The following is a 1,183-nucleotide window of genomic DNA, read 5'->3' as shown; positions in this document are numbered from 1 at the left end:
AGGTGCTGCAATGCGCAAGCTTATACATCTGTGTTATGGCGTTTTAAAACATCAGACTGCCTATCAAAGAGATTATTTAGTGGTCGAATAATCTCAAAACCTGATTGACTACCAAGACGGTATCTCACCTTTTGCAAAGGGGGACTTTTCTATGACTATGCCAACTCATCATCTTCAGGACGTGGAGTTTTACCTTCTGGTAATGGCTTTTCGCTATGCTTGTCACGAATGACAGATGGATAGGTCCAGGACGCATAACGGACCACCAGAATGGCAAAAGCCAGAATCAGAATCGAACCGGTAATAATAACCTGATCCATGCTGGCTTTGTGCGTATGTTGAATATCAGAAATCAGTAAACGGGTCAGGGCAGTAATCGCAATATAAATCAGGAACCGAACTGGCATATGATTTGTCTTGAAATAAATGCCGACCATGGCACCAAGTTCCAGATAGATAAACAGTAAAAGAATATCATCGATAGTGGCAAACTGTTTGACGGTCAAAATGTCAAATACGGTATGACCTGCGGACCAGATCACCATACAGCCAATAATGAACAGCGCAAGATAATGGAAACTTTCAACGGCAAGGTTGCCAAAACGGTCGAGGAGAGTTTCTATTCTTTTTACTTTAGACTCAGATTTACTCATGTTCTCCTCCAGATTTTTCATGTGAAATAACATATGAACAGGAAAGAACTAGCAAAGATCATGCACAAAAAGAGAAAAATAAAATAAAAGTGAAATTATTCGAACTTTTGCACTTTTTTTGCACTAACTTGTTATATTGTATGAGAACTACATTGAATAAATAGGAGAAAAAAATGTTGGACAAAATTCAAACAAAAATTAGTCAATTAGAAGCAGGAAAAAAATTAATCCTGGGCACGGGGATCAAGGCTGAAGAGATGCAGAAGGTACTTGAACTGTGTGAATCTTTAGAGTCGCAAGGGGGAATTAAAATAGTAAATAAGCATTTCAATCCTAAAATAACGACGCAACCAGATACGATCTTGATTGAAAAAGTATAATGGATAAAAAGCCCTGCAGTTGCAGTAATGCCAGTCAGTTAAGCAAATATTAGTAAAATGTAGTAAAAATGAGTGTATGTAAATACGCTCATTTTTTTATGACTTTATCTGAAAATTTAGATTGCACCCTTCAACATTCTTTACCTTCAC

General features: G+C 37.3%; 2 protein-coding genes. One reads left to right on the top strand and one right to left on the bottom strand.

Going from position 1 to position 1,183, the window contains the following annotated elements:
- Positions 1–155: 155 nt before the first annotated feature.
- A complete protein-coding gene (locus FTU03_RS16025) occupies positions 156–653 on the bottom strand; it encodes a phosphate-starvation-inducible protein PsiE (RefSeq protein WP_005232065.1) in 498 nt (165 codons plus the stop codon).
- A gap of 173 nt (positions 654–826) precedes the next feature.
- On the opposite strand from FTU03_RS16025, the gene FTU03_RS16020 reads away from it, so the two are divergent.
- On the top strand, positions 827–1,033 hold the full coding sequence (locus FTU03_RS16020; protein ID WP_125279369.1) for a hypothetical protein: 207 nt from the start codon (positions 827–829) through the stop codon (positions 1,031–1,033).
- The last annotated feature ends 150 nt before the right edge of the window (positions 1,034–1,183 follow it).

This window comes from Acinetobacter sp. YH12046 (assembly GCF_013419905.1).
Taxonomy (GTDB): domain Bacteria; phylum Pseudomonadota; class Gammaproteobacteria; order Pseudomonadales; family Moraxellaceae; genus Acinetobacter.
This window is presented reverse-complemented; position numbering and strand designations above follow the sequence as displayed.